Raw genomic sequence first — 23,251 nt, 5'->3', positions numbered from 1 at the left:
AAGTGATTATAATCACAGTACATTCTTTAGGCTAAGTTAAATAAACTTAATGCTATGGAGTTATGAAAAAATTAAATGTTATTACTTAATTTAAAGTGTCTATTATTCGGAATTTAGTGCATCATGTCACCGCCGGTGATAAAATACCCAACAACGCCGTTTTAGAATTCCCCATTTATCAAGGATAATCGACATATACCAAGTTGCAGAGGAGTATGTGTCGATGTTGAAAATGGAGGAATTTTTTATGATTCGGGAACTGCACCAAAAGGGATGGTCGTTAACGGCCATTGCCCAAGAGACCGGCTTTGACCGGAAAACCATCCGCAAATACATAAACGCCGAAAAGCTCCCTCGGAGCTCCAAGCGAACAAAACGGGCAAGTAAATTAGATCCGTATAAACCCTACTTGCTTCAACGAATCCAGGAAGGCACCACGAATTGTGTCGTGTTGCTTGAGGAGATCCGGGCGCAAGGGTTCGATGGAAAGAGTACGATCCTGAAAGATTTTGTGCAGCCCCATCGGGATCAGCCAAAGAAACAGGCGACCCGGCGCTTTGAAACGCCACCTGGCCAACAGGCGCAGATGGATTGGGCAGAAGTCGGTTTATACGAAGTCGATGGACGTCTTCAAAAAATCTATGCATTTTTAATGGTGCTGGGGTATTCACGAATGAAGTACATCGAATTTACAACGGACATGAAATTGGAGACCTTAATGAAATGCCACATGAATGCCTTTGCCTATTTCAACGGCATTCCAAATCAAGTTCTCTACGATAATATGAAAACGGTTGTTATTCGGCATACTCCGGCAGAGATTCGGTTCAATCAGAAGTTTGAAGACTTTCTTGCTTACTACGGTGTCACACCCAAAGCGTGCAAGCCCTACCGCCCTCAAACAAAAGGGAAAGTGGAACGAACAGTCGCTTACATGAAGAGAAACTTCTTTCAGCGCCGACACGAACCCACACTTGAAGCTTTGAACCAGGACATGCGTAATTGGCTGGATCAGACGGCCAATAAGAAAAAGAATGAAACAACTCAGGAACCGCCGGTTCAGCGCTGGCAAAAGGAACAGTCTTTTCTGCAGGCTTGGGGAACGAAGGAGTTGTTCCCGACCACGCATTGGGAAATGCGCGAAGTCAGTCGCGATTGTTTCATCTCGTACTTGGGGAATAAGTATTCCGTTCCGTTTCGGTATGCCGGTCATCAAGTGAAAATTAAGGTGACGCTGGAGAAGCAATTGGAGATTTTTGATGAAGTAGAATGCATCGCGCAACACCCGATTCTTTCCGGTGAAACACGTGTCCACGTCCGCTTTGAACATTACGAGGGAATGCAGGAGGCAAAAGAAAAAGAGCGAAAACCACAGAATCCCATCGGTTTGGCGACCCAGGATTTCACCGTTTCCACTCCTTACGTTGAAGCACGTCCCCTCGCAGCTTACGCCGCCTTTGAAGGAGGTGATTTCGAATGAACTCCCTTCTGGAAGAACGGCTGCATCAGCTGAACTGGTCACATACGGCCAGCCAGCTCGATGATTTGGTCGAGAACGCTTCTACCCATAATGTATCATATTTCGACTTTTTACACACAATCGTTTCTGGTGAATGGGAACACCGGGAATCTACTGAGTTGAACCGAAGAATTCACCGGGCGAAACTCCCGTACACCAAAACCATCCATGATTTTGATATGGCATTCCAACCGAGCCTTAACGAGCAACGCATCAATGAAACACTGACCTGTCGGTACATTGCCAATGGCGAAAACCGGCTTCTCCTGGGACCGCCAGGTGTCGGCAAGACGCATCTGGCGATCGCTTTTGCATTAGAAGCGCTCACCCAAGGCTATAGTGTCCTGTTCCTCACCGCAGCCGATCTGGTCGCGGAATGTCACAAGGCAGAGGCCAAAGGTACAGTCTCCCGTCTGATCAAGAAATGGACACGGCCGGATTTAATCGTCTTGGACGAGGTCGGCTACTTTCCGTTTGACGAGTTCTCAGCAAATATCTTTTTCCAAGTGATCTCGAAGAGATATGAACACGGCGCGATGATCCTGACCTCGAACAAATCGTTTATCGAATGGGGAAAGGTCTTCGGGGATGATGTCTTGGCTACAGCCATTCTCGACCGCCTGCTTCACCATTCGGTGACCTTTAACATCAAAGGCGATTCCTATCGCCTGAAGGAAAAGAAAAAAGCCGGAATTTATCCGGCTGCCCCACCTGCAAAGTAGCTCAAGGGGGGAATTTTATTCCGGCTATAATGGGGAAAATTAAACCGGCGTTGACACATCACTAAATATACTCTTTTTCAATCAGTCACTCTGTTAAATAGAGAATTATAAAACTTCATTAAAACTAATTACAGAATCTTACATCCATATCTTTTATTTGATAAGAGGTTTAGCTCTTCTATAGCTAGTCTTTTATTTTCTTTTTTTGATAACCACTGAGAATAATAATTAGATAAATCGGAAGAAAAATTTAAATTGAACTTATTTTTTAAATAAAACGCCTTTACTAAGTTAATTTCAGGAAAAGGAGTCTTTTCTAGCACAATATCAATCTCTTTTTTTTGTATAGATTCCAGGAATCCATTATCAAACAATTGTTTAGAAGTGAAATTATAAAATATAGCATCTGTACTTAAAAAAACAGTTTTATTCAGATCCTTAAGATTTCTAAAGGTTATTATATTTTCTTTGAACGCCCAGGTCTTCTCAATTGACCAAATATCTATATTTAACTCATCTAATTCAAGTTTATATCCTCCGAATTTATTTATATAATAAGAATAATTATTGAGTTCTAAATATTTTTCAAAATCAAAGTCTATACATGAATGAAGAACGATATCTATATCTCTCGGCTTTTCTGAAAAGTTATTTTCATAATAATTTCTAACAATACCCCCAAAAAGTATAATATCTATTCCCTTCTTTTCTAAATCGTCTATAAAATAATAAATTTTTTTATAATTAGATAAAAACCCTTCAAATTTCTCTCTTATTTGCGGTTCTTTTGATATGACTACCATAAATTCATCCCCTTTAAGGAAGTTTTACTCCACTTAATTTTTGATGTAAATCTACAGCATATGAGTCTGTCATTCCACTTATAAAGTCTGTTACTAGTAGTAATCTTTCATACAAATTTAAATCATTAAAATTTTTAGTAGAGTTATTTTCATGATAATCTAGTACCATTATATACAAAAAGTTATCAGAAATCATATGAATTAACTTCTCATGCTTCTTTTTTGCTAACATTTTTCTTTGATCATTTTCAACAACCTCAACATCTTTTAGGATTGCATTTACAAAAATATCCAATAAATCGTTTATTACTTTGTCTCCCACTAATTCCAAAGTTAAAACTTCTTTATCGCTAAAGCAACTTGCCTGAATACTTGATAATACTTTTCTTACTTTTTTTGATTTACTAGAACACTTTAGAAGATCTTCACCAGGAAGATGACCTTTTATAATATTCTCGTAGTTATTTAAAAAGTTTAATTTAATATATTTAATTAATTTTCCTTGAATAGCTACTCTAAAGTTTTGTACACTAGTCAAGTTTTTATCGGGATGTTTTCTTTTTTCAGCATTTTCAATTTTTCTATCTAATTCGATAAAAAACTCTGTAAACTCTACATCTATTTTTGGCAACTCTTCTTTTAATAATTTATATGCAGTTTCCCAATCAATTGCCTTTTTCTTTACTCCATCTTCAATATCAGCACCTAAATACGCAATATCATCAGCTGCTTCTAAAAAATAAGCTAACGGGTTTTTTCTTTTTTCTTTCTCAGTGGTATTATTTATTATATCTAAAGCTAATTCTTTATCTTTATAAAAGTATCCGAATTTTTCTTTTCCTTCAGATTCTCCTGATGACCATGGATATTTTATAATAGAAGATAATGTCCCTAATGTGAAGTTAATACCATATTGATCATTTAAAAATTGTAATTTCGATACTATTCGCAGAGACTGTGCATTCCCATCAAAGGTCATGAAATCACTTAACTCTTCTATTTTTATTTTCCCTTTATCTTTTCCAATAAACCCTTCCTCTCCTGCCATTTTATATATCATATTTTCTTTATCTATATTATTTTCAAACCACTCTTTAAACCAATTTTTTATTACATCTTCTCCATAATGACCAAATGGAGGGTTTCCTAAGTCATGAACTAATCCTGAAGTTGCTAACAATGCAGGTATTTCACCAATCCTTGATGCATTAATTTCTTTTTTTTCAATTAAAACATTTTCTAACCAAAGTCCTAACGATCTAGCAATAGCTGAAACTTCTAAAGAATGAGTTAATCTAGTTCTAGTAAAATCGTTTTCTTGAAGAGGAAATACTTGCGCTTTATCTTGTAATCTTCTCACCGATGAAGAAGAGACAATTCTATCATAATCTTTCTCAAATTCATTTCTATGATCATCTGACGGTCCAAATTTTTTTATGGCGACCCTAGACATACTATTTTGCTTGAGATCTCTAACTCTTTTATTATTCAATAATTTATTCCATTCCATTTTACTATTCATACCATTTCTCCTTTTTTAAAATTAGTATATCATTTTGAAACATTTAAAAGTTGAGTGCCAAAAATTTCATTAAAACTTTGATTTTTTTTTATAATTAAAAGCCGCCCCCTCAATCCCTCATCACTAGCAAAAACATAAAGCCCCTTTATGCCCCTCTTCATCAACACATTAATCGAATTCAAGATAATTTGTTCTTTCGCTCTCTCAACATCCTCAATCCCATCTTTTCCTCTGAAAGCCTCGGTATCGCTATACTTTTCCGTCACAATCTTCAAGCAGTCGTTTTGTTCATCATAAGTTACTGACGGTCCCAATATCACACCTACATAATTCAGATCAAAACCTTGAATCGTATAGATAGATCCGGCTTCTTTGATTGTCTCTGGCTTTTCTGCCCAGGTGTTTTTGGAATCGGTTGAGTTCCAGGGGATTTCTAGACTGTCTTCTTTGATATAGTACTGCTCGCCGTCTTTCTTATGTTCATAGTCGAAGGTAGAAACCACTCTGGAAAGTCCATGTTCTTCGTTTTTCTCTATTATCGCTTCATGCATTTCCTTTGCCGAGTCGAATATGCGAAAATCATATTTTTCATCTTTTGGCAGCTCCAGAATTCGCTTCTCCACGAAATTGTCAATCCAGTCGATCACATCGTCTCCGGCGTTCATGCGGAACTGGTCTCTTAAAACATAAGGCTCTTCTCTTTGATAGCCGGAGACGATTTTCTTAAGCCGCTCTTCATCCCAATAGCTTTTCAGTTTTAAGACTTGTTTGTCATCGTAAACAACGATGACGACTTTACTGTGCTTGATGATTTCTTCCAATTGATTGTTTTCGTTGAATCCATTAAAGGCATCTGCCCGGCTCAGCAATAAATGCGCTTCGTCGACCAGCACAATATCGGCTTTTTCTGCTGCATTCTTTTGTTTATTGATAAAGCTTGTCGGCTTGTCGAAATTGTTCTTTTTTAGGAACTTCACATTGGCCGCGATGTTCTTATACGTTTTCAGCATTTCCGAATGATTGACGAGTAGATGGTTTTTCGTTTTATACAGATTGGAGTTTTTATTCGCAGCGCGTTCTTGAATGCTGTTGAAGACAGAACTCAGGACGACACTTTTTCCGACCCCGGCTTCGCCTTTAATCATAAAGACAAAGGTTTCATCGTCATCGATGTGATTTTCGCAAACCTCAAGGATTTTATTCTTCAACTCGAGCTGTGTTATTGTCAGCTCTTTAAAAGGAGAAAGTTTGAAGATGTCCCTGTTCTCGATTACATGCGCAGGGTTGTCCACCATTCTCCGTCTCAATAATTCTTTCCAGATCTCATTGAATATTTCTTTGTCATAGAACTCTTTGTTGTGGTAATTGTGCGTTACACTTTGTGCCGTTTGGCTTTTGTTTTGCAGCTTGTAGCGATCGTCGCCTAAGAAATAATTGATTAATTTGGTTTCCAGGTTATACGTAGCTGAACGATGGAACTCTTCGTGAATGATAAGCGTCATTTTCTCTAAGTTCTTTCGTTCTTTATTGTTCAAATGGGATTTCATCCGATTTTTAAACGCGATCGTTTCTCCGATATAAACCGTTGTATGGTTATTTAGAAAATAGACCACCGGATAATCGAAATACCGCTCGTTGCTGATCTGGTCCAAGGCGTCTCTATTGAACTTCCATGTTTTTAGTTCTACTGATCCCATCTTCATCGTGCCTTTCCAGTTAGTGAATGGTAAATTGATACTTATTAAAAGAACATAAAATTGAAATGCATTTCGGTTCATATTAACTTAATATTAGCATCATTTAGCTATAGATTTACTGCTTTTGGAAAATTTAACGTAAATTTGTTTAATAAAGGCTTTTATTCACATCAGCGTTGATACTTTGGTGATTCTTAAGTTGCCGCCTTCCCTCCAATATCCCCTTATGCCATACTTAAATGGAGAAAGAAAAAAGGAGGATCTTATTTATGTCAGCTCTAAACGCAATGTTAGCGTGGACGTTCACGCAAGAAATTGATGTGCCGGAGTCGGTGAAGGATTTGCTGGTTCCAGGCGAAGTGGCGCAAATCGCTTATAAGACCGTACGCGATACAGCGGTTGTGACGAACAAGCGGTTCATCATTTCCGATAAGCAAGGATTGACGGGCAAGAAAGTGGAAGTGTACACGATTCCGTTCAAGTCGATCATCATGTATTCGTCGGAGAATGCCGGAACGTTCGACTTCAACACGGAACTTGAGATTTGGACGACGCTTGGCAAGTTCAAATTGAATTTGGCGAAGAAAGTGGATATCCGGAAGCTTGATAAAGTGATTGCGGAAGCGATTCTTTGACCCTGAATTTATGGCCAAAATAAAAAGCAGTAAGCGGTGCACCATCTAGCCGCTTACTGCTTTTTTCATTTACTATCCTTGGTTCGTCGGGCGCACAATGATTTCGTTGATGGCGACGCCTCCCGGCTGCGAGATTGCGTAGTAGACGGCGTTCGCGATGTCTTCGCTTTGAAGCGAAGGCAGATCCGGGCTTTCGAACCTTGGTTTGATGTCATCGTCGGTGATGAAATCGGTCAGTTCGGTTTCAACCACTCCGGGTGAAATGCTGGTCGTTTTCAGGTTGGTTTCGGCAAGTTCTTTGCTTAAGCCTTCCATGAAAATGCGGGCGGCGAATTTCGTGCCGCAATAGACCGTGCCGGATGGGAAGACGCCGTGCCCTGCAACGGATGACGTCGTGATGATGTGGCCGCTGTTCCGCTCCTGCATATGCGGCAAGACTGCCGCAATGCCGTAAAGGACGCCTTTTACGTTCACATCGATCATGCGGTCCCATTCATCGACTTTCAGTTTGTCCATGAACGACAGCGGCATAAGGCCCGCGTTATTGAACATGACATCGATTTGGCCGTACGTATCAATCGCGAAATCGGCGAGATCCTGCACTTCCTGCCGCGATGTGACATCTGTCGCTTTAATTGCGGCCTGCCCGCCTTGCGCTTCAATTTTCTTCTTCAATTCAAGCAGCCGGTCTTCCCGGCGTGCTGCCAAGACCACTTTTCCGCCTTCGCTAGCCAGTTTCAGGGCGGTTGCTTCCCCGATGCCGCTTGACGCGCCTGTAATGATGATGACTTTTCCTTCTAATGTAGACATTCCTTTTCCTCCTTCATGCTTCTCCATCTATTCACTGCCTGTTCCGCTTGCTTCAGCACGTATTCGACTTTATTTAGCCGCCGCTTTAGGTAGGTCAGCCATTCATACAGTTCGTCGCTGCCTTCTTCCAATTCTGCTAAAATCGCGACGTCTTTTAGCAGCGGTAGCGGCGGCTGGTTCATCGCCAAGTCCTGGTCGTGGATATCTCCGCTCACGTAGTTCAAGGAAATTAAGTGATGGGAAATCGCGAGTGACTGGTCGTTGATCTTTCTCGCTTCTTCGTCTGTCCACGTTTCCGTTAACAGGCGGTCATAAAATTCCGCTGAAAGTGCTTCAATTGTTTCAACCCGTTTCAGCGCTTTCGTGAAATCGAGTTTGTTGCCGGCCAGTTTCGCGTAGCTTTGGAGCGCTTCTTTCAGTTCCTTTGCACCTGCTGCATGGTTGAACGGCAGCACGTTTCGGGTGCAGGCGTCGTAAAGAACCGCTGCGTATACTTGGCAATCCCGCCGCAAATTTTGCGGATCGATTTTATCGAGCGTGTCTTCAGTCGTGTGCCACCACCAGCCGAAGCCGCCGGACTTGATGCCGCCGAATAGTTTCACCAAGGTTTGGGACGCCAGGTCGTCGCTGAGGGGCTGTTCGGAGAGCCCCATAAACAATGCAGGCGTGCCGGTTCCCCAAAACGATTGATCGCCGCCCCGGCCGAATCGTTTGCCGATGAATTCTTCCCCGGTCAATTCCGTGACGAAGGCGCCGCCGTATTCTTTTGTTTCCACCATGCAATTGCTTTCACCGAGAATGTTCGCGCCTTTTCCGCCAACGGAATCGATGTAGACGTGGAGCAGGCAATTGTCGTACAGGTCTTCCCAGTGCTGATCGCAGTAATGGGCGGAACCCGTGTAGCGGCCGTGCGAATGGCCGGACCAAAACGCAAAACGCAAGCTTCTGCGCAAAATTAAGTTTTGTTCCGAAATCACACGGGCTACTTCGAGCATTGTCGCATTGGCGCCGCCGTTGTCCATCGCGCCGTAATGCCACGAATCGATATGGCCGCTAAAGAGCACGAATTTGTCCGGCTCCACTTCGCCTTTGATTTCCGCGGTTAGAGTCGGGATCTTGCGCCAGCCGGTGTCCACCACCGTTTCCATCCAGACGGCCACCCCGGTTTTATTTTGTGCGAGCTTTTCTTTTAAACGTGTGCCCTCCGGATCTGCCACTGACACCACAGGAATTTTCGGCAGCTGCTTTTTTGTTTCGGGCGTCGGGTTTCCCCAGACGCGCGACACGATCATTTCGTGGATGATTGGCCCGTTGATGAAAATGGCACCAGCCGCTCCTGCATTTTCTAACAGCTCGACCGCTCCCGGCGTCGCGATGCCGTCCGTCAAGACGAGCTTGCCTGGGAGGTGCAGTTCTTCTGTAAGTTCGGCTATGTAAACCAGTTCGCCCGAGACGCCCGCCCGGCCAGTCGCAGCCGACATGGAATGCGTGATGCAGGAAAATGCTTCGTTGTCGATTTTCAGCCGCGCGTTCACCGGCAAGCTGATGTAGGCGTCGTGAAAGCTCAAACTGGTCTGCAGGCCAAAGCCTTCCAGTACTTCTTTCGCATACAGGAAAGCCCGGAGCTCTTCCGGGGAGCCCGATGACCGGACTTCTTTGGTCAATTCGCGCGTATACGCCATCAGTTGATTTTCGGAAACCGCATCAATGACGTGCTGATGCGTTTCGGTCCATGCTGCCTTCATGTTCAAACCCCTTCCTTCAAAAATGGCGCCCTTCGGAGTAAGGGCGCTACGTCTTTTACAGGATGATATTTTCTTTACCGGTTTTCACTTGCTCGAACGGCTGGAACTGTTCTCCCGTTATCCGGCTGACTGCATCGATAAAAGTGTTCGTTGTGTGCGGTACGTCGTACAGATCCGCAAAAAATTCAGTGCGTTTATCTTTTGCCACGGCGTCGTATGCTTTGCCGACCATCCAGCGGCCATAATAATAGGAAGGATAATACGTTTTTTGGATCGGATCCGAGAAGAATCGGAAGCAATTCGCCGCTTCGATTTCAGTCATGTAGCCGTCATTAACCATATAGTGGATCGCTTCCTCTTTTGTCATCTCGCCGGTATTAAACAAATAGCAGGCATTTGTCATGAACATCCGCTGCATGTCGATGTAATCGCGTGCGAGTTTGTATTGCTGCTTTTGCTCGCTGGTGATGCCTTCCGTTTCCTGTTCGTCGCGGTCCCAGCCGAGGAAATGCAGGGCACTTTCCGGCCCGCCTTCAAACAACGCGTTGGTTGGGCTGTTGATCAAATAATAAGACGCTTCGATCGGCAGCTTGCCTTGCTGGTACAAATAATCCCAGCGGCAGTAAAACGCCTGATGTCCTGGGTAAGCTTCATGCGTCATGATTTGCGCGAGGACAGGTTCTGTCCAAGGGCGGTCGATATTGAACGTCAGGTTGCCGCGGTAGTCGCCTGTGTATTTTGAATAGCCGCTCCAAAAAACGCCGCGGATCGATTTGATGTAATCGATGCCGTCTTCTTCCGGCAGCGCAATCACCCGGCTGAGCGTTCCCACCTTGCTTTTTTCTTTCATCGATTCGGCGACAGTTGTCACTTCTTCCGGCGGAATCAGCGTGTCTTCGTGCCATTTCGCCGCTTTTTCCTTCAATGTCCCTTTATAGCCGAGGTTCGTTAAGCCTTCTTCCACCAATTGCTTTTGTTGTGAAATCGTTTCTTCTGAAATCAGTGTCGACGGCAGTTCCTGGATGTTCGCAATCAGCTCCGCATACGGCAAATCGTCGCCTTGCAAGCTCCGCCCGAAATAGCGATAGGCATTGACCATCGAACGCAAATACCTTCCCGGATGCCCTTCTAACTCCCTGATTTCCTTTTCGACTTCCTCGATTTTCCGTCCGATCTGGTCAAAGCTCGTTAAAGAAGGCTTCACATGGCTATAGCTCGCGGTCGCCACTTCCTGCCCGTGCAACTTCTGGGCTTGTTCGTTTAAACTGAGTACAATGTCAACAATCGATTCCCCGGTTGATTCAGCTGTCCATCGCAATACCATTTTCTCTTCCTCCTTGTGATTGCTCGATTTCCCACAGTCGTTCAATGTCTCCTACGATCAACTCCGTCAGCATCTCATACAATTGCTCGCCTTTTTTGCTTGTCGCAGCGCCCGCGTTGCCGGAAAAGGCTTCCGGGTAAAGCGTGCGGCCGCCGTCTTTGAAGCGGAAACGTTTCGGCAGCGGAATTTCGTGGCTGCCGACGCCTTCTGTATAGGCGTAATTTTCATTGATCGCCAGCACCAATGAGGTTTCGTCTTCTCCGGCATGGCCGGGATCCGGCGCAATCGTTTGGATATCATCCCGGTAGTCGATGAACCAATTGACCGTGAGCGTACGCACCGACAAGTCCGCCAATTTCTCCGTGACGATGTCGAGGCTCGCGTTATTGCCGCCGTGGCCGTTCAATAAAATAATGTTGGCAAATCCGTTCACTGCGAAGCCTTTGCAAATCTCCAGCACATAATTCAAAAAAGCATCCGCCGAAACGTCGATCGTCCCTTCGAAAGAAGCGAGCCCCCACGAATGGCCGTAAGTGATTTCGGGCGCCATTAACACTTTGTCGCCGACTTTTCCTTCCAATCTCCGGACAAATTCCCGCGGGATGAGGACATCGGTGCCCAGTGCACAATGCGGGCCGTGGGCTTCGATCATGCCGATGGGAATCAATACCGTGTTGATGGCTTGCTGCGCTTTTTTGAATTCCGTTAAATTCATGGTCATCATATCCATAGGTTTGCCTCCTCACTCCAGATTCCGCTTGATCAATTCCGCAAGCAGCGCCGCGCGGTACGGCAAATCGGTCAGCACGACGTGTTCATTATCCGCATGCGCCCCGTCCCCGATCGGGCCGAGCCCGTCGATGGTCGGAATGCCGACGCCTGCGGTCAAGTTGCCGTCGCTCGCACCGCCGGAACTGCCCTTGGCGAGCGGGTAGTCCAGTCCAGCCGCAATTTCGGTTAACTGGCTGTAAAGGTTCAGCACCGCTTCCGTTTCTTCCATTGGATAGCGGTTAATGCCGCCTTCGATTTCCACGGTCGTTCCTTCGATGAACGCCGGGCGGTTCAACACCGCTTCGGTCGTTGCCTCCGCATGCTCTCTTTTCAGGAAGCGCAAGTCGATATCCGCTTCTGCGTAAGCCGCGACGACATTGGTGCGGCTGCCGCCGGAAATCGTTCCGATATTGATGGAGATGCCTTTTTCCCGATCATCGAGCTTTTTAATGTCGGCGATTTGGAGCGCCAATTCGTCGATCGCACTCGCGCCATCCCACGGGTTGATCCCGGCATGGACGGATTTGCCGTACACTTTCAGCTTGAAAATCCCGATGCCTTTCCGCGACGTTTTCACGGCACCGTTCGGCGAAATGCTGGATTCCGGGACGAACACCAACGAACTTCTTTTCGCTTCTTCTTCGATCAGTGCCCGGGAATGGCTGCTTCCGATTTCTTCGTCGGACGTCACCAAAAACACCACTTTCCTGTTGCCGAAAACATTCAACGCTTTTAGCGTGTGCAGCGCCCACAGCGTAATCGTCAATCCGCCTTTCATGTCAAACGTGCCGGGGCCGTACAACACGTCGCCTTCTCGTCGAATCGATAAAGCGCCTTGGTCCCATACGGTATCGTAATGGCCGATGATCAATAATTGCTCGGTTTCGTCGCCATTTCCGTAAGTAAAGCGGTATTGATTGCCGACGCTTTCTTTTTCAATCATTTCCCCTGAGCCGCCGACCAGTTCATCGAAGATGCCGTGAAGCACTTCGCCGCAGCGATCCGTCAACGCTTTATTTTTCGATGGGGACTCGGCCTCTACCAGTTTTAGCAGCGTTTCTTCCATATCTTTTTGGTGGTTCTTTAAATACGTGATGATGTCTGGCATACTAACTCCTTTCCTAGTCACGATTGATCAACGGCGGTACGCGCTTGTTTGCCGCCTCTTCCAATTGCGCAGCTGCCTGCAGCAATTCCAGATCCTGAAAATGCGGCGCCACTAATTGGATCCCAACCGGAAGTCCGTCCGCCGTGAACCCTGCGTTCAGCGTCACAGCCGGATGCCCCGAAATATTGAATGGCCCGGTAAAGAGCATTTCATCGAGTTCTTCGCTGCCGATGACCGGGTCTTCTGCGGGAGCCGGAAAAGCGACGGTCGGGGTCAGAACGATGTCGACTTGATCAAACAATTGGGACACTTGGGCAGTATAGCGTTCAAGCGCTTTCAGCCCTTCCAAGTACGCAAGCGTTTTCTGCTCGATGCCCATTTGCAGCTGGCGGTACGTCATTTCCGCATAGTCTTCTTTCCGGTCCATCCACGGTTGATGGATTTGGGCCGCTTGCGGCCAAAGGATATTTAAAATAATCTCTTCGGTGCGCTCCCATAACGCGATGTCGATTTCCACCACTTCCCAGCCCAGGGAGTGAATTTGCTTCAATATACTTTGATACGCTCCGTCAACTTCCGGGTGGAGGCCCTTCAGTTTCCGGCTAGGCAGCACGCCCACTTTCTTTGCGCTTTCTCCTTCTTTGAAACGTGCGAGGTCAAAAGCACCGATTTTTCCGTTTAGCGAGTGCGGGTCTTTCGCATCGTGCCCCGCGATTTCCGCGAGCACCGCCGCTGCATCTTTTGCGGATCTCGCAATCGGCCCCGCGTGGTCCAGCGTCCAGGACAACGGAAAAACGCCATATGTACTGACCAGCCCCCGCGTCGGCTTCAACCCGACAACGCCGCAATAAGAAGCGGGAATCCGAATCGATCCGCCCGTATCGGTGCCGAGCGAAAAATATCCGATGCCGCTTGCGACAGCCGCTGCCGAACCGCTTGACGAGCCGCCGGAAGTTTTCGTCACGTCCCACGGATTGTTCGTCTGCCCAAAATGCGGGTGGACAATGCCGTAAGCAAATTCCAGCATGTTGTTTTTCCCGATCAATATCGCACCGGCCGCATCGAGCTTCTTCAAAACGGTCGCTGTGTAATCAGGCTGAAAATCTCTGAAGACATTCGACCCACAAGTCATCGGCATCCCTTTTTTATAGAAGAGATCTTTAGCCGAATACGGCACGCCGGCAAGAAGCGGCAACGCGCTCCCCGCTAAAAACTGTTTCTCAACGGTTTCCGCTTGCGCCATCGCCTCTTTTTTCGCCACGGTGATGAATGCATTCAAATCGGGTTCAAGTTGGTGCAGCCGTTCAAACGTCCCTTTCACCGCTTCGGCTGGTGAGGCCTCCTTCTTCCGGTATAACGCTGCCAATTCCACTAAGGAAAGATCCAAAAGATTCGTCATTTACTCACGCTCCTACAGCCAGCAACGGATCGTTGGGGTTGATTGCCAGAGAAGTGACTAAAAATAAAACGACGCCTTCGGTAGAAGAGACAATTTCCTTCATCGTTTCGCCAAACTCGTCTGTGATTCTGCCCAAGTTCTGGCCTTTTACGACGGCAGCGCCTGTTTGAACCGCCGGATACCAAAGCCCTTGAAGATCCGAACGGTACCAGTCGAAAACCGAAATGTAAGTGGAATCGCTTTTTTTCAATTGGCCTTCCATTATGCCGAGCGAAACCAGAATGTTCTTTACGCCTTCTTGCAGCAGAATCGAATGCTCCGGGCTCAAAATCCCTTGCTGTCCCGCTTCCGCAATAATTGCGGGAATTCCTTGTTCCGCCGCACAGCCATAAGTGGAACCCGGCACTTGCCCGCTGCTTCCGATGACGTAGTCGATATCAAACAGCGAAGCCAGTTCTTTCGACGTTTCGCATATGCTTTTTTCTTCTGTCACATGGTAAATCGTAAATGGGACGAGCGCTTCGATCATGTCTCCGCCGTGAAGGTCAATCACGTAATCGACTTCTTTAAAAACGGATTCGTTCAGCCAATACGCTAACCGCTCTGCTTCTGTGCCGTTTATACTCCCTGGAAACACCCGGTTCAAGTTCTTTTGATCGCTTGGATGGACATAAATGCTCCGCGTATAAAAAGATGCAGGGTTGGCAATCGGCAGAACGATCACTTTTCCGTTCACCTGCGAAGGATCCAATCCCGAACCGATTTTCTGTGCGGCATCAATCGACGTATATTCGCACCCATGGATGCCGGCCATCACCAGCACTTTCGGCCCTTCTCCTGTGCCATGAATCAAAACAGCGGGCAGCTTTTCTTCAATCGTCGGCAATTCCAGGTAAGCTTTTGTTTTCTCGCCTTTCATCGCCGTTAAATTGCCGATTTCCCATCTATTCTCCATTTCCATCCTCCTTCTCTTTTAATGAAGAAAAATGGAAGGCGGTTGTTAGTCAACAACCGCTCCCATTCGTCTTTATTGTTCTTTTGTCATTTTGTTGAATGGAACGTACCACGTATTCATCGGATTCAGCTGATAGCCTTTGACCCAGCTTCTTAGCGGCGTCTGAAGATTTGGCTGTGCCACAAAAATGTAAGGCACTTCTTCTGCCATAATGGATTGAATTTCTTTGTAATTTTCTTCACGAAGCGCTTCATCCGTATTGCTTCTCGCTTCTTCCAGCAAAGCGTCTACGTCTTTGTTTTCATAGAAAGCAAGGTTGAATCCAGGCCCTTTGCTGGACGAATGCCCGAAATACCAAAGGTTATAGTCTGGATCCGGATAGTCCGGCGTCCAGGAAACCAAGCCGAAATCGTGTTTCCCGCTTGTGACAAGATCCAGGAAGGTTGGCCACGCATACGTTTTGATCTGCAGATCTACGCCGACTTTGGCAAGATCCGATTGCAGAAGCAATGCCGTATTGCTGCGGACTTCATTGTCTTCAGAAATGGCGATTTCAAGAGACAAGCCTTCTTCGTGCCCCGCTTCTTTCAACAAAGCCTTCGCTTTATCCAAATCGTAATCGTACATTTTCGCATCCGGGTTGTAGCCGAACATTCCAGCCGGAACGGCTCCGCCGATTCTTTCAGCAGATCCCAGGTAGACACTTTCAAGCAACGCATCGTAGTTGATGCTGTGGGCAATTGCCTGGCGGACTTTTACGTCAGCGAGTGCTCCGCTTTCAATATTCATCGGCATGTAATCGATCTGATAGCCGGTTGCCTCTTCGATCGTGATGCCTTCAGTTCCTTCCATCTGGCCTAATACTTCCGGAGAAATGATGGTGTTATCCAATAAATCGATTTCGCCTTTTTCAAGCATCAAACGGGCTGTAGAAGCTTCCGTTACAAATTGGATATTCACCGTTTCCATTGTCGGCGCTTCTCCCCAGTAATCCGGGTTCGCTTTTAGCACAAGCGATTCGCCGCGGTCCCAGCTTTCAAGCGTGTACGGGCCTGAACCAAGTTCTGTTTCTGCAATGAAACTTTCACCTAAATCATCGCCGTGGTTTTCTTCCAAGCTCGGATTGAGGATGCTTGCAAAAACGGTGCCCAGGGTACTGATAAATGGAGCAAACGGCGTTTTCAATGTAATTTTGATCGTATGGTCGTCGATAATTTCAAAGCTGTCTTTATCAATGACTTTATTGAAAATACCTGCCGCTGATTTTCCAAGCTCGATTGCGCGAGTGAACGAATATTGCACGGCTTCTGCTGTCACCGGCGTACCGTCATGGAAAGTGGCATTGTCGACTAAATGGAACGTATACTCCAAGCCGTCATCTGAGATATCCCAGCTTTTTGCAAGCATTGGCTGAGGCTCTGTTGAAGCTCCTTCATACGTAACTAAGCGGTCATACAGCATGTACGTGACACGGAATGACGTATTCGCCGCCGAGCCGTGCGGATCCAAATGCGGAATATCCTGGTTGGTCGCAAAATTGAACACGTCCGGATCGAAATTTTCATTGTCTTCAGCTGCTGCTGCATCTGGCGAGTCAGGTGAGTCGGATTCTTCAGCTTCTTCACTATAATTTTGGCATCCGGCGAGTATTAACGCCGCAATGACCAAAAGCATCAACAACTTAAACCACTGATTTTTTAATCCCATTAAACTTCCCCCTTATTATTTATTGCTTTTCACATCAGATGATTTGAACCAGCAACCCCGCCCCTCCTTTCAATACATCTTGATTCGTTAACGCTGTTTTGGATCCAGTAAATCGTTCAACCCATCTCCCAGTAAATTGAAGCCAAGAACCGTCAGAAGGATGGCTACTCCCGGGAAAGTTGCGGCCCACCATGCGTCACGCAATATTTCACGGCTATTGGATAACATCGCTCCCCATTCCGGAGAAGGCGGCTGTGCGCCAAGGCCGATAAAACTAAGTCCAGCGGCGGATAAAATGACAAATCCCAAATCGAGCGAAGCTTGAATGGTCGCCGGAGCGATCGCATTCGGGATGACTTCCTTAAAAAGAATGCGGAATGGATTCGCGCCGAGCGCTCTGGAAGCCTCGATAAATTCCGAGTTCTTAATGGATAAAACGGACGACCGGACGATTCGCGTGTACCATGGCCACCAGGTCGCAGCTAGCGCTAGCATCACGTTTTCAATCGACGGCCCCAGCGCTGCAGCAATGGACATCGCCAAAATGATTCCCGGAAACGAAAGGAAAACGTCTGTGATGCGCATGATTACTTGATCGACACGCCCGCCGATATAGCCGGCAACGGCGCCGAGAATCGTTCCGATCGGAAACGAAATCAATACTACTAATAATCCGATGCGCAAGGAAATTCGAGTGCCGTAGACAATTCGGCTGAAAATGTCTCTTCCGACTTCATCCGTCCCGAAATAATGCTCGGCGCTCGGCGCTTCTAATTTGCTCAACAAATCCACTTCGGTCGGGCTATGGGTTGCGATCAAAGGAGCAAACAAAGCAGTTAGCAAAATGATTAAAACGAGTACAATCCCTACAACTGACAATGGACTGCGTAAGATTCTGCGGACCAATCTAACCACTCCCTCCTTAATTGTGTTTTAAGCGCGGATCAATGAAGAAATACAACGTATCTACGATTAAATTGACTAAAATGAACAATATGGCGATTAACAGCGTGACGCCCATGACGGCCGGAAAATCCAAATACGTGATGGCGTTTACCGCATATCGGCCAAGCCCTGGCCAGGAGAACACAGATTCCACCAGCACACTGCCGCCTAAAGCGTGGCCAAATGCCATTCCGAGCAGCGTGATGACCGGCATGACGCCGTTTCGCAGCGCATGCCCATACAGCACGCGATTTTCAGGCGCCCCTTTGGCGTGGGCCGTCCGGATATAATCGCTTTTTAACACTTCGAGCATGCTGGAGCGGGTCATTCGGGTAATCATGCCGATCGTAATCGCGGCTAAGGTGATGCCCGGCAGCACGAGGTGCATGACCGCTGCTTTAAAGACCGGCCAGTTTCCGGTGAGCAGCGCGTCCACTGTATACATTCCGGTGATATAAGTCGGCGGCGACATGCCGCTGTCCAGCCTTCCGGAACCTGGAAACACGCCAAGTTTCAAATAGAAGAGAAGGAGCAGCAATAATCCCAGCCAAAAAGCCGGCATGGCGACGCCAATCAAGGCGAATATCCTGGTAATTTGATCGGCGATTTTATCTTTTTTGCTGGCGCTGATGATGCCGAGCGGAATGCCAATCAGAACCGTGATCACCATCGCAAAGAGCGTCAGCTCAAACGTTGCCGGAGAATATCGGATCAAGTCGGCGGATACCGGTTTTTGGGAATAAGTGCTTTGCCCCAAATCCCCTTGGAAAATCCCCCCCATGTAGCGGCCGTATTGAACATAAAGCGGATCATTCAGTCCCATATCTTCACGCAGCGCTTCCAGCCCTTCCGGCGTCGCTTTCGGCCCCAAAATCAGGCGGGCTGGATCTCCAGGAATTGTATTTGAAATTGCAAATGTCAAAATACTGATTCCGATTAAGATTGGAATCATCAGCAATAAACGTTTCCCGACAAACTTTAACGCATCCATTCTCATAAACCCCTTTCGTTAGCAACTCTTTATCCGGTTTATACGCGGATACAAGCTGCGAAATGTTCCGGTGATTTCTCTTCTAAATTTGGCACGATGCTGGCGCACTCCTTTACCGCCATTGGACAGCGGGTATGAAACGGGCAGCCAGAAGGCGGATTTGCCGGGCTTGGCAAATCGCCCTGCAACACGATCCGATTTCTTTTTTGCAGCGGATCGGCGATCGGAACTGCAGACAATAACGCTTGAGTGTACGGATGCAGCGGGCGGCTATAGAGTTCGTCTACATTCGCAATTTCCACGACTCTTCCTAAGTACATCACGGCCACTTTATCGGAAATGTGTTGGACGACTGATAAATCGTGGGAGATGAACATATAGCTCAAGTTCATTTCCTGCTGCAGATCCACCATTAAATTCAGCACTTGCGACTGCACCGAAACATCCAGAGCTGAGACGGGTTCATCGGCAATGATGAGTTTCGGGTTTAAGGTCAAAGCCCGGGCAATCCCAATTCTTTGCCGTTGCCCGCCAGAGAATTCATGGGGATAATTATTGAGCTGCTCTTTTCGGATCCCGATTTTTGCGACCAAACTTTCGATCCGTTCTTTCCGTTCTTTTTTGTTTCCGATTTTGTGGATGATCAGCGGTGCTTCTAAAATTTGGCGAATCGTATTTCTTGGATTCAGCGAAGCGTAAGGATCTTGAAAGACCACTTGCATGTCTTTTCTCAATTCTTTCATTTGCTTCGACGACATTTCGGTTACTTCTTCACCTTTGAATTTTATGCTGCCTTCTGTTGGCTGAACCAAGCCTAAAATTGAACGGCCGAGGCTCGATTTCCCGCATCCGGATTCACCGACAACTCCTAAGGTCTGCCCTTCTTCAATCGTGATGGAGACGCCATCGACAGCTTTGATGATGGTTTTTTCAGCTAAAACGCCTTTTTTGCTAGTGAAGTGCTGCTTCAAGTTTGTGACTTCCAATAGAGCCATCTTTCTCATCTCCCTCTTCATAGAGCCAGCAGGCAGTTTGATGATTTTCTTTAATGCCGATCATCGGCGGATGGACCGTTCTGCAAATGTCCATTGCATGGCTGCAGCGATCGGCGAATCGGCAGCCCACCACCATGTTTTCCGGCGCCGGCACCGTCCCCGGAATTGAACCCAGCTTTTCTTTTCGCTGGCCGAGTTTTGGAATGGAATCCAGCAGCCCTTGCGTATAGGGGTGTTTAGGATTCTGGAAGATTTCGAGAACCGGGCCTTCTTCGACAATTTTTCCGGCATACATGACGATGACCCGGTCGCAAACTTCTGCCACCACGCCCATATCGTGCGTAATCATGATAATGCCCATCTGGGTTTCTTTTTTAATTTTGTTCATCAGCTCTAAAATTTGGGCTTGGACCGTCACATCCAAAGCGGTTGTCGGTTCATCGCAAATCAATAATTGCGGTTCGCACGCCATTGCAATGGCAATCATGATCCGCTGCCGCATTCCGCCCGAGAGCTGATGCGGATACTCGTCAATCAAATCTTCCGCTCGCGGCAGCCCCACATCATTCAGCAATTGCAAAACTCTTTTTCTGCGCTCTTTTTTGGTCATCTTCGTATGCAGCAGCAAGGACTCTTCGATCTGGGTCCCTACGGTATGAAGCGGGTTGAGTGAAGTGAGGGGATCCTGGAAAATCATCGAGACTTGATTGCCCCTGATCTTTTCCAACTTCCTTTTTGAATAACCGGAAATCTTTTCGCCTTGGAAATTCACTTCCCCTTCTAACAGCGCCTTCTCCGGCAATAAGCGCATCAAGGATAAAGCGGTCATGCTTTTTCCGCAGCCTGACTCTCCCACAATTCCGACCGTCTCTCCTTCTTCTACTTGAAAAGATATTTGGTCTAAAATTTTCGAGTATTTTCCTGCTCTTTTTAACGACAGAGACAACTCATTAACGTTTAATAGCATCGTCACACCGTCCTTTACTCTTGATTTAGCACCATGCCGGACAAGTCTTTTAACGCATCCGTGTAATGTGCAGAAAATTTCTCTTGAATTTCCTTGCAGTTTTTTGTGCGAAGCGCGTTCAGCAAAACCCGGTGGTTCTCGACAACTTGTTCCACTCGCAGCGGCACTTGGTTTGCGACCGTCAGAAACATGGCACCTACCTGGGTATCCAAATGTTTGTGGATATTGATCAGCCGGTTATGCCGGGAGGCGTGAACAATGGTGCTGTGAAATAAAATATCGCATTGTGCTTGTTTTTCCAGATTCTTTTCGACCATTGCTTCGTAAAATTCATCCAGCAAATTCTCCAGTTTCGCAAAATCCTGGTCTGTTAAATTCGGCAGCGCCAATTGAGCCGCTTCCCCTTCCAACAGCGCACGCAGCGTATAGATCTCAAAAGCATCTTCTTTTGACAAGGTTGCTACAAAAGTGCCTTTGTTTGTTTCATGCTTGATCAATCCTTCATTTTGGAGAAGTTTTAACGCTTCCCGAATCGGGCCTCTTGAAATGCTCAGATTTTCTGCCAAATGGGCCTGGTTGATCCGTTCGCCTGCTTGCAGTTCTCCGTTCAGGATCATTTTCCTGATAATTTGTGCCACATCATCCGATAAAGATCGTTGGTCGAGAATCATTGTCTACACTCCACTTCTCTGTTCAATTCACCTTTTCACGCGTAAATTGATAGATTTCATTTAACTCATGCAAATTGTCCCAGCTCATTTTCCTTGCACCGTTTTCAATTTCTTTGATCATGGCTACAAGCGCTGAGAGCAAAGGCGTTTCGACTTCGTACTTTTTAGCGATTTCCAGGATCGGCACCAATTGGGCATCCACTTCGGTTTTCCGCTTCCGGACCGCTAAATCCCGCCAAATGCCGCTTTTTGTTTTCTTGTTCGAAGCCATTCTTCCTGCCAGCTTTTCTAATTGGCGATTTAACTTCTCATCATTTCGGCTTTCTCTGGGGTAAACCAACCTCGGCTCCCAGTCATCAAACCCGAGCGGCGTGATCCCTTGCTGATCCGCCGTCTCCAAAATTTCCGAACATAATTCCATCAGCATTTCCCGCAAATCAATTTTCCGCACCACAGTAGCCATCGTTTCATCCACTAAAGCTGTTGCATATAACAGGCCGGCGTAGGACATTTTCCCCCACAGGTAACCCCAGATGTTGTCCGTCACTTCTGCTGGGCCCCAGCATTGCAGCTTTTCTTTCAACTCGATGATGCGGCTGGAGATGCTTCCATCCAATTCGCCAAGGTATAAAGAGGCCACTCCGCCGTACAAGATTCTGCCGGGTTCCAAATAATCCGCTGAAAAATTAACAAAACATCCGATGGTCCGATCCTTGCCGACTAGTTCAGCAATTTGATGTTCGCAGAGGCCGTTTTGCAGGGAAATGATTTGTGAATCCGGTGCTAGCAAAGATAAAAATGGCGCCAACGCTTCTTCTGTGTGATGGGCTTTCACGCAAAGAAAAACTGTTTCGAGCGTTTCGTTTCTGTCCAGCAATTCGCCGGGCGTAAAAGCTTGCCCTTTAACCGTAAATGTTTCTTCCGGCCCTTCGATGGTCAAGCCCTCCTGATTGATTTTGTTTACATGGTCTTTGACAATATCGCAGAAAATGACTTGCTCGCCGTTTCTTGCCAAGTAAGCTCCCAAGACCCCTCCTATAGCGCCAGATCCAATAATCGTAATGGTCATCCTGTCTCCCCCTTAGAAAAGTTGTAGGCCTCCATCAGCTGAGATGACTTGGCCGCTCACATAGCGGGCAAAGTCAGATGCGAAAAACAAGACGGGATAGGCAATGTCTTCTGGAGTCCCTAATCTCTTTACTGAAATGGACTCCACTAAATTTTGCTGCTGTTCTTTTGACATGGCATGCCATTGCTTCTCCGTAGAAGGATTTGACAAGACGAATCCGGGAGCCACGTTATTGACGGTGATTCCGAATTTTCCCAGCTCCCGCGCCATTTGCCGGGTAAAGCCGATTTGGCCCGCTTTTGCGCTTGTATAGGCTTGAATTCCGGTTAAGCTGCTGCTTCGCCCTGCCCCGCTTGAAATGTTGACAATTCTTCCGTACTTCTTTTCTTTCATGAAAGGAACGACGGCTCGGACCATATAAAAAGCGGATTTTAAATTGATGTCGATGACTTTATCCCATTCCTGGTCTGTCACGTTTTCGATCGGTTGATGCGTCTGCCCAGCCACTCCACCGGCTACGTTGATTAAAATATCAATCTGGCCAAAATCTTTTTGAATGGTTTCGACGACTTCTTTCACTTGCGCAGAGTCGGTGAGATCGCATTTATATGTATTCACTTTATTTGTAAAATTGCCGCCGTCCTGTTCCCAAGCAATGGATGGCTGCTCTAAAACATCGATGGCGGCAACAGAGGCGCCTCGCATAGCCAGTTCCCTGCAAATCGCATTGCCAATTCCATTTGCAGTGCCGGTTACAATCGCTACTTTATTGTCAAAAGTTAAATGTAAACTGTTAACACTTTGGTTCAACTAGTCCCCTCCTCTGTCTTTTTTCATACTATAAGTCAGCTTTTGAATAATTGCAATAATTTTCTGACAACTATTCATTTAGCCAT

At 46.5% G+C, this 23,251-nt stretch carries 21 protein-coding genes; 3 read left to right on the top strand and 18 right to left on the bottom strand.

Features of this window, described 5'->3' with window-relative positions; all coding sequences use genetic code 11:
* The first annotated feature begins 223 nt into the window (after nucleotides 1-223).
* On the top strand, nucleotides 224-1,480 hold the full coding sequence (gene istA / locus MTR82_RS15600) for an IS21 family transposase (RefSeq protein ID WP_246809790.1): 1,257 nt from the start codon (nucleotides 224-226) through the stop codon (nucleotides 1,478-1,480).
* Complete coding sequence (istB, locus tag MTR82_RS15595) at nucleotides 1,477-2,241, top strand: IS21-like element helper ATPase IstB (protein WP_246809789.1); 765 nt, start codon at nucleotides 1,477-1,479, stop codon at nucleotides 2,239-2,241. Before istA ends, istB begins: the two co-directional genes overlap by 4 nt.
* A 128-nt stretch (nucleotides 2,242-2,369) precedes the next feature.
* Here the strand turns inward: istB and MTR82_RS15590 are convergent, their stop codons facing one another.
* The 3 genes from MTR82_RS15590 to MTR82_RS15580 are packed head-to-tail and all read right to left on the bottom strand — an operon-like array spanning nucleotide 2,370 to nucleotide 6,269.
* Nucleotides 2,370-3,044 (bottom strand): hypothetical protein, encoded by a 675-nt coding sequence (locus tag MTR82_RS15590; RefSeq protein WP_246809788.1) that lies wholly within the window; start codon nucleotides 3,042-3,044, stop codon nucleotides 2,370-2,372.
* Between the two features lie 13 nt (nucleotides 3,045-3,057).
* The gene (gene dgt / locus MTR82_RS15585; protein WP_246809787.1) at nucleotides 3,058-4,566 is read right to left on the bottom strand and encodes a dGTP triphosphohydrolase; all 1,509 of its coding nucleotides are present in this window, start codon (nucleotides 4,564-4,566) and stop codon (nucleotides 3,058-3,060) included.
* 29 nt (nucleotides 4,567-4,595) lie between these two features.
* Nucleotides 4,596-6,269, bottom strand: a complete 1,674-nt coding sequence (locus MTR82_RS15580; RefSeq protein WP_341801990.1) for a DUF2075 domain-containing protein — start codon at nucleotides 6,267-6,269, stop codon at nucleotides 4,596-4,598.
* A 263-nt stretch (nucleotides 6,270-6,532) separates the two neighbouring features.
* On the opposite strand from MTR82_RS15580, the gene MTR82_RS15575 reads away from it, so the two are divergent.
* Nucleotides 6,533-6,898 carry a PH domain-containing protein gene (locus tag MTR82_RS15575; protein WP_246809786.1) on the top strand — a complete coding sequence of 122 codons (366 nt, stop codon included), beginning with the start codon at nucleotides 6,533-6,535 and terminating at the stop codon, nucleotides 6,896-6,898.
* 72 nt (nucleotides 6,899-6,970) lie between these two features.
* Here the strand turns inward: MTR82_RS15575 and MTR82_RS15570 are convergent, their stop codons facing one another.
* The 15 genes from MTR82_RS15570 to MTR82_RS15500 form a co-directional block, all read right to left on the bottom strand.
* Complete coding sequence (locus MTR82_RS15570; protein WP_246809785.1) at nucleotides 6,971-7,708, bottom strand: SDR family oxidoreductase; 738 nt, start codon at nucleotides 7,706-7,708, stop codon at nucleotides 6,971-6,973.
* The gene (locus tag MTR82_RS15565; RefSeq protein ID WP_246809784.1) at nucleotides 7,696-9,453 is read right to left on the bottom strand and encodes a M28 family peptidase; all 1,758 of its coding nucleotides are present in this window, start codon (nucleotides 9,451-9,453) and stop codon (nucleotides 7,696-7,698) included. Before MTR82_RS15565 ends, MTR82_RS15570 begins: the two co-directional genes overlap by 13 nt.
* A 55-nt stretch (nucleotides 9,454-9,508) precedes the next feature.
* Complete coding sequence (locus MTR82_RS15560; protein WP_246809783.1) at nucleotides 9,509-10,777, bottom strand: DUF885 domain-containing protein; 1,269 nt, start codon at nucleotides 10,775-10,777, stop codon at nucleotides 9,509-9,511.
* Nucleotides 10,755-11,507, bottom strand: a complete 753-nt coding sequence (locus MTR82_RS15555) for a creatininase family protein (RefSeq protein ID WP_246809782.1) — start codon at nucleotides 11,505-11,507, stop codon at nucleotides 10,755-10,757. Before MTR82_RS15555 ends, MTR82_RS15560 begins: the two co-directional genes overlap by 23 nt.
* 12 nt (nucleotides 11,508-11,519) lie before the next feature.
* Nucleotides 11,520-12,656: a M20 family metallopeptidase gene (locus MTR82_RS15550; RefSeq protein WP_246809781.1), complete on the bottom strand. Its 1,137-nt coding sequence runs from the start codon at nucleotides 12,654-12,656 to the stop codon at nucleotides 11,520-11,522.
* A gap of 13 nt (nucleotides 12,657-12,669) precedes the next feature.
* Entirely contained in the window at nucleotides 12,670-14,055 is a 1,386-nt protein-coding gene (locus MTR82_RS15545; RefSeq protein WP_246809780.1) for an amidase, read from the bottom strand.
* A gap of 4 nt (nucleotides 14,056-14,059) precedes the next feature.
* Nucleotides 14,060-15,010, bottom strand: a complete 951-nt coding sequence (locus MTR82_RS15540; protein WP_246809779.1) for a M14 family metallopeptidase — start codon at nucleotides 15,008-15,010, stop codon at nucleotides 14,060-14,062.
* Nucleotides 15,011-15,082: 72 nt separating this feature from the next.
* Nucleotides 15,083-16,717 carry an ABC transporter substrate-binding protein gene (locus MTR82_RS15535; protein WP_246809778.1) on the bottom strand — a complete coding sequence of 545 codons (1,635 nt, stop codon included), beginning with the start codon at nucleotides 16,715-16,717 and terminating at the stop codon, nucleotides 15,083-15,085.
* Nucleotides 16,718-16,804: 87 nt separating this feature from the next.
* Entirely contained in the window at nucleotides 16,805-17,632 is an 828-nt protein-coding gene (nikC, locus tag MTR82_RS15530; RefSeq protein WP_246809777.1) for a nickel transporter permease, read from the bottom strand.
* A gap of 7 nt (nucleotides 17,633-17,639) precedes the next feature.
* On the bottom strand, nucleotides 17,640-18,653 hold the full coding sequence (locus MTR82_RS15525) for an ABC transporter permease (protein WP_246809776.1): 1,014 nt from the start codon (nucleotides 18,651-18,653) through the stop codon (nucleotides 17,640-17,642).
* 38 nt (nucleotides 18,654-18,691) lie between these two features.
* The gene (locus MTR82_RS15520) at nucleotides 18,692-19,648 is read right to left on the bottom strand and encodes an ABC transporter ATP-binding protein (protein WP_246809775.1); all 957 of its coding nucleotides are present in this window, start codon (nucleotides 19,646-19,648) and stop codon (nucleotides 18,692-18,694) included.
* Nucleotides 19,605-20,615 carry an ABC transporter ATP-binding protein gene (locus MTR82_RS15515; RefSeq protein ID WP_246809774.1) on the bottom strand — a complete coding sequence of 337 codons (1,011 nt, stop codon included), beginning with the start codon at nucleotides 20,613-20,615 and terminating at the stop codon, nucleotides 19,605-19,607. Before MTR82_RS15515 ends, MTR82_RS15520 begins: the two co-directional genes overlap by 44 nt.
* A 14-nt stretch (nucleotides 20,616-20,629) precedes the next feature.
* Nucleotides 20,630-21,286, bottom strand: a complete 657-nt coding sequence (locus MTR82_RS15510) for a GntR family transcriptional regulator (protein ID WP_246809773.1) — start codon at nucleotides 21,284-21,286, stop codon at nucleotides 20,630-20,632.
* 22 nt (nucleotides 21,287-21,308) lie between these two features.
* Nucleotides 21,309-22,355, bottom strand: coding sequence for a ketopantoate reductase family protein (locus MTR82_RS15505; RefSeq protein WP_246809772.1), 1,047 nt, complete (start codon nucleotides 22,353-22,355; stop codon nucleotides 21,309-21,311).
* A gap of 12 nt (nucleotides 22,356-22,367) precedes the next feature.
* Nucleotides 22,368-23,165 (bottom strand): SDR family NAD(P)-dependent oxidoreductase, encoded by a 798-nt coding sequence (locus tag MTR82_RS15500; protein WP_246809771.1) that lies wholly within the window; start codon nucleotides 23,163-23,165, stop codon nucleotides 22,368-22,370.
* Nucleotides 23,166-23,251: the final 86 nt, after the last annotated feature.

The sequence above is a fragment of the Planococcus ruber genome, assembly GCF_022819085.1.
Classification (GTDB): Bacteria; Bacillota; Bacilli; order Bacillales_A; family Planococcaceae; genus Planococcus; species Planococcus ruber.
Note: the sequence above shows the minus strand (reverse complement) of the source record. Positions and strands in the feature narration are given on the sequence as shown.

What these genes read in the sequence shown, in the direction of transcription:
- MTR82_RS15520 (WP_246809775.1), bottom strand. Translation starts at nt 19,648, where the DNA reads ATGGCTCTATTGGAAGTCACAAACTTGAAGCAGCACTTCACTAGCAAA.
- MTR82_RS15555 (WP_246809782.1), bottom strand. Translation starts at nt 11,507, where the DNA reads ATGGATATGATGACCATGAATTTAACGGAATTCAAAAAAGCGCAGCAA.
- MTR82_RS15590 (WP_246809788.1), bottom strand. Translation starts at nt 3,044, where the DNA reads ATGGTAGTCATATCAAAAGAACCGCAAATAAGAGAGAAATTTGAAGGG.
- MTR82_RS15540 (WP_246809779.1), bottom strand. Translation starts at nt 15,010, where the DNA reads ATGGAGAATAGATGGGAAATCGGCAATTTAACGGCGATGAAAGGCGAG.
- MTR82_RS15565 (WP_246809784.1), bottom strand. Translation starts at nt 9,453, where the DNA reads ATGAAGGCAGCATGGACCGAAACGCATCAGCACGTCATTGATGCGGTT.
- MTR82_RS15535 (WP_246809778.1), bottom strand. Translation starts at nt 16,717, where the DNA reads ATGGGATTAAAAAATCAGTGGTTTAAGTTGTTGATGCTTTTGGTCATT.
- MTR82_RS15545 (WP_246809780.1), bottom strand. Translation starts at nt 14,055, where the DNA reads ATGACGAATCTTTTGGATCTTTCCTTAGTGGAATTGGCAGCGTTATAC.
- MTR82_RS15570 (WP_246809785.1), bottom strand. Translation starts at nt 7,708, where the DNA reads ATGTCTACATTAGAAGGAAAAGTCATCATCATTACAGGCGCGTCAAGC.
- MTR82_RS15515 (WP_246809774.1), bottom strand. Translation starts at nt 20,615, where the DNA reads ATGCTATTAAACGTTAATGAGTTGTCTCTGTCGTTAAAAAGAGCAGGA.
- MTR82_RS15505 (WP_246809772.1), bottom strand. Translation starts at nt 22,355, where the DNA reads ATGACCATTACGATTATTGGATCTGGCGCTATAGGAGGGGTCTTGGGA.
- MTR82_RS15560 (WP_246809783.1), bottom strand. Translation starts at nt 10,777, where the DNA reads ATGGTATTGCGATGGACAGCTGAATCAACCGGGGAATCGATTGTTGAC.
- istB (WP_246809789.1), top strand. Translation starts at nt 1,477, where the DNA reads ATGAACTCCCTTCTGGAAGAACGGCTGCATCAGCTGAACTGGTCACAT.
- dgt (WP_246809787.1), bottom strand. Translation starts at nt 4,566, where the DNA reads ATGAATAGTAAAATGGAATGGAATAAATTATTGAATAATAAAAGAGTT.
- MTR82_RS15575 (WP_246809786.1), top strand. Translation starts at nt 6,533, where the DNA reads ATGTCAGCTCTAAACGCAATGTTAGCGTGGACGTTCACGCAAGAAATT.
- MTR82_RS15580 (WP_341801990.1), bottom strand. Translation starts at nt 6,269, where the DNA reads ATGAAGATGGGATCAGTAGAACTAAAAACATGGAAGTTCAATAGAGAC.
- MTR82_RS15525 (WP_246809776.1), bottom strand. Translation starts at nt 18,653, where the DNA reads ATGGATGCGTTAAAGTTTGTCGGGAAACGTTTATTGCTGATGATTCCA.
- istA (WP_246809790.1), top strand. Translation starts at nt 224, where the DNA reads ATGTTGAAAATGGAGGAATTTTTTATGATTCGGGAACTGCACCAAAAG.
- MTR82_RS15510 (WP_246809773.1), bottom strand. Translation starts at nt 21,286, where the DNA reads ATGATTCTCGACCAACGATCTTTATCGGATGATGTGGCACAAATTATC.
- MTR82_RS15550 (WP_246809781.1), bottom strand. Translation starts at nt 12,656, where the DNA reads ATGCCAGACATCATCACGTATTTAAAGAACCACCAAAAAGATATGGAA.